Origin of the sequence: Streptomyces sp. SID5910, from assembly GCF_009862125.1 — a bacterium.
GTDB lineage: Bacteria > Actinomycetota > Actinomycetes > Streptomycetales > Streptomycetaceae > Streptomyces.
This window is the reverse complement of sequence record NZ_WWHX01000838.1, coordinates 1-3,589: the sequence shown is the minus strand read 5'-3', so window position 1 is coordinate 3,589 and position 3,589 is coordinate 1. Positions and strand designations below refer to the sequence as shown.

Genomic DNA, 3,589 nt, shown 5'->3' with positions numbered 1-3,589 from the left:
GCCTGCGCCTGGGGCGCCGGGGCGGCCTGTGGCGTGCCCGTGGCGGTCGCGGCCGGGGCGGCGGGCGCCCCGGGCTTGTAGTCGGCGAAGAAGTCCCACCAGGCTCGGTCCACGGAATTCGGGTCCTGGAGGTACTGCTGATAGATCTCGTCGACGAGCCATTCGTTGGCACCGAACGCGGCAGCGGGGTTCTTGCCCGCTTGGTCGGTGTCGGTCGAGATGCTCGAGTTACTGGGGGACTGTGGCGACACGGCGAGAACCGCCCTCTTCCGCTTCACAAGGTGGTGGACAGCGGGAATCAAGGCTACGCCTCCCCGGACCGGAAGGTCAGACCGGGCCCGTTCAACGTCGCGTAAGTCACATTGCAGACCGCGTTTCGGCGCTGGAAATGGCGGGAAACAAGCGAGGTTCTGTTGCGCGTGGGAAGGGGAGACCGCGGCCTCGCGCGAACAAGTCGCGGGCCTGTGCCTGATCACACGTGTCCGTCAGCGCGAACGCCCGTGGATCTTGGTGCTCCGTTTCGAACCCTACGTCAACTCGATGTCGAGGACAGGCCCGGAAGAGTGATGAGAATCCGGCAGCCCCGCTCGGATTCGGCCACGCCGATCCGGCCGCCGTGCAGATCCACCGCCCAGCGGGCGATCGCCAGACCGAGCCCGGTGCCGCCGTCGCTGCCGGGACCGTGCGGCCGGGACACCGAACCCCGGTTGAACCGCTCGAACACCCGTCGCCACTCCGAGCGCGGAATGCCGGGCCCCTCGTCCATGACCTCCAGCTCAAGGGATTCCGGCTGCGCCCCGCGCCGCGCCCTGACCGTCACCCGGCCGTGCGGCGGACTGTGCTTGACCGCGTTGTCGATGAGATTCGCCACCACCTGGTGGATCCGCTCGGGATCGGCGTGCGCGGTCAGGTCGGACGGGAACACGTCGAGGGCGAGGTGCACGTCGGTGCGCGTGTGGCTGCCGGACCCGGAGGCGATGCCGGCGCGCGCCGAGGCGACCATGTTGGCCTCCTTCAGCACGCCCGACAGGTATGGCCACACCTCGAAGCGCCGCTTGCGCAGCGGTACGACGCCGTTGTCGAGGCGGGAGAGGTCCAGCAGCGTCTCCACCAGCCGGCCGAGCCGCTCCGTCTGCCGCAGCGCGGTCCGCATGGTCTCCGGGTCGGCCTCGGTGACGCCGTCGACGATGTTCTCCAGCACCGCGCGCAGGCCCGCGATGGGGGTGCGCAGCTCGTGCGAGACGTTCGCCACCAGCTCCTTGCGCTGGAGGTCCTGCGCCTCCAGGTCGTCCGCCATGCGGTTGATCGTGACGGCCAGGTCGCCGAGCTCGTCGCGGCGGTTCTCGCGCACCCGGCGCGTGTAGTCGCCGTGCGAGATGGACCGGGCCACGGCGTTCATCTCGTCCAGCGGCGCGGTCAGCGAGTGCGCCACGAACTGCGTGATCAGCAGTGTGGCGATCATCGAGAAGACCGTGATGAAGCGCAGCTCCGTCTTGGTGTGCACCGCGATCACCGACAGACCGGTGGTGATCAGCACCGACGTGACGACCAGCGCGCCCAGCTTGGTCTTGATCGAGAACGGGCGTACGCCGCCCCAGGGCTCCCCGGGGCTCCTCCGTGCGGCTTCCCGTCCTTCGCTCATGGCGTCGGCGTCTCCAGCGCGTAGCCCACACCGTGCACGGTGCGGATGCGCTCGGCGCCGATCTTGCGGCGCAGCGCCTTGATGTGGCTGTCGACGGTCCGGGTGCCGGAGGCGTCCGCCCAGTCCCACACCTCGGCCAGCAGCTGCTCGCGGGAGAGCACCGCGCGCGGGGTGTTCGCCAGGCAGACCAGCAGGTCGAACTCGGTGGGCGTCAGGTGGACGTCCTCGCTGCGCACCCGCACCCGGCGCTGCGCGTGGTCGATCTCCAGCTCGCCGAGGCGCAGGATGCCGCTGCGCGGCGTCGAGGCGGCCACGACGGCCCGCTCCACCCGGCGCAGCAGCACGTGCACGCGCGCGGCCAGCTCGCGCATCGAGAACGGCTTGGTCATGTAGTCGTCGGCGCCGACGCCGAGGCCGACGAGCATGTCCGTCTCGTCGTCGCGCGCCGTGAGCATCAGCACCGGCACGGGCCGCTGGGCCTGCACGCGCCGGCAGACCTCCAGGCCGTCGAAGCCGGGCAGCATGATGTCGAGGATCAGCAGGTCGGGCTGCCAGGCCTCGGCCGTGTCCACGGCGGACGGGCCGTCGCCCGCCGTTTGCACCAGGAATCCCTCGGCGCGCAGGCGGGTCGCGATGGCGTCCACGATCGTCTGGTCGTCCTCGACCACCAGCACCCGGCGCTGTGCGCCCTGGGTGGCCGCCGCCGTGCCGTTGTGGGAGGTCTGTGTCTGCTCCATCGCCCGCCCCTGAGGTGTGCTTTCCGGAATCCGTGGGGTGATCCCATGACTGCGCTTGACGCTTGAATGATCTGCGTCAGGGCAGCAGCGTACGGGGATGTGCCGCGCCTTTGCTATCCAGGCCCGACGCCGAGGTGGACGACGTCCGGAACGCCCCGGGCAACGGGGATCTCTTCGGTACGCACCTGCCGGAACCCGGCATTACGCAAGGTTTCTTCGAAATCCGGAGAGGGCTGCGCGGACCACACGGCGAGCACCCCGCCGGGTCTCAACACCCGTGCGCAGCCCGCCAGTCCGGCCGGTGAGTACAGCCCGTCGTTGCCCTCCGTGACGGTCCAGTCGGGGCCGTTGTCGATGTCGAGGCAGAGCGCGTCGTACGTGTCGGAAGTCTCATTGACGTAGCCCACCAGATCCGCCTCCACGATCTCCGCGCGCGGATCGGCCAGGGCCCCGGCGGACAGCTCGGCCAGCGGTCCGGCGCGGTGCCAGTCGATGACGGCGCGCTCGCGTTCGACGACCGCGATCCGGCCCCAGCGGGGGTCGGCGGCCGCGTGGACCAGCGAGAAGCCGACGCCTAGCCCGCCGATGAGGACGTGCGGCGCCGCCCGGCCGTCGAGCGCCTCGGCCGCCGCGTCCACGAGCCGGCGCTCCGAGCGCCCGTCGGAGGTGTCCATCAGGAAGCAGCCGTTCGCGATGATCTGGAGCAGCGTCCCGTGCCGGCGCAGGACGACCTCGCCGTACGGGCCCTCGCGACGGTCCAGCACTTCCGGGGTGTCCGGGGAGTCGTAAGAGGTGAGGGACATCGGCCCATCCTGGCACTCCCGGCCGGGGGAATGACCGGCGGCCGGGCGGCGCTGGTGGTGCGTGAGCGCCGCTCACGACCGGCGCCGCTCCTTGATCGCTCACAGCGAACACGCGCCGGGGAACAATCACCGGTCGTCAAGCATTGAGTCCACGTAACTCAACTTGACTGCCGAAGGGGAGATCATGGCTGCTGAGTCCGCTGCCTTCACACCGCTCACCCTGCCCGTGCTGCCGCTCGACGACGAGGTCGTGCTGCCGGGGATGGTCGTCCCCCTGGACCTGAGCGACTCCGAGGTACGGGCCGCGGTGGAGGCCGCTCAGGCCGCCGCCAGGTCCGAGCCCGGGAAGCCCCGGGTCCTCCTCGTCCCGCGTATCGACGGCACCTACGCCAAGACCGGCGTCCTCG

At 70.5% G+C, this 3,589-nt stretch carries 5 protein-coding genes; 1 reads left to right on the top strand and 4 read right to left on the bottom strand.

The features are described 5' to 3' along the window. The 4 genes from GTW67_RS29540 to GTW67_RS29525 form a co-directional block, all read right to left on the bottom strand. A partial coding sequence (locus GTW67_RS29540) for a 2-oxoglutarate dehydrogenase E1 subunit family protein (RefSeq protein ID WP_161167816.1) occupies nucleotides 1-251 on the bottom strand: 251 nt, incomplete at its 3' end. Between the two features lie 281 nt (nucleotides 252-532). After that, nucleotides 533-1,642 (bottom strand): HAMP domain-containing sensor histidine kinase, encoded by a 1,110-nt coding sequence (locus GTW67_RS29535; RefSeq protein WP_161167815.1) that lies wholly within the window; start codon nucleotides 1,640-1,642, stop codon nucleotides 533-535. Further along, entirely contained in the window at nucleotides 1,639-2,379 is a 741-nt protein-coding gene (locus tag GTW67_RS29530; RefSeq protein WP_161167814.1) for a response regulator transcription factor, read from the bottom strand. The genes GTW67_RS29535 and GTW67_RS29530 overlap by 4 nt, the downstream gene beginning before the upstream one ends. Nucleotides 2,380-2,492: 113 nt before the next feature. Next, nucleotides 2,493-3,182 (bottom strand): spermine/spermidine synthase domain-containing protein, encoded by a 690-nt coding sequence (locus tag GTW67_RS29525; RefSeq protein WP_161167813.1) that lies wholly within the window; start codon nucleotides 3,180-3,182, stop codon nucleotides 2,493-2,495. A gap of 184 nt (nucleotides 3,183-3,366) precedes the next feature. Between GTW67_RS29525 and GTW67_RS29520 the strand changes: the two genes are divergently transcribed. Beyond that, a partial coding sequence (locus tag GTW67_RS29520; RefSeq protein WP_161167812.1) for an LON peptidase substrate-binding domain-containing protein occupies nucleotides 3,367-3,589 on the top strand: 223 nt, incomplete at its 3' end.

Bases quoted from the DNA above. Each gene is read 5' to 3' on its own strand.
- GTW67_RS29525 (WP_161167813.1), bottom strand. From the start codon at position 3,182: ATGTCCCTCACCTCTTACGACTCCCCGGACACCCCGGAAGTGCTGGAC.
- GTW67_RS29530 (WP_161167814.1), bottom strand. From the start codon at position 2,379: ATGGAGCAGACACAGACCTCCCACAACGGCACGGCGGCGGCCACCCAG.
- GTW67_RS29535 (WP_161167815.1), bottom strand. From the start codon at position 1,642: ATGAGCGAAGGACGGGAAGCCGCACGGAGGAGCCCCGGGGAGCCCTGG.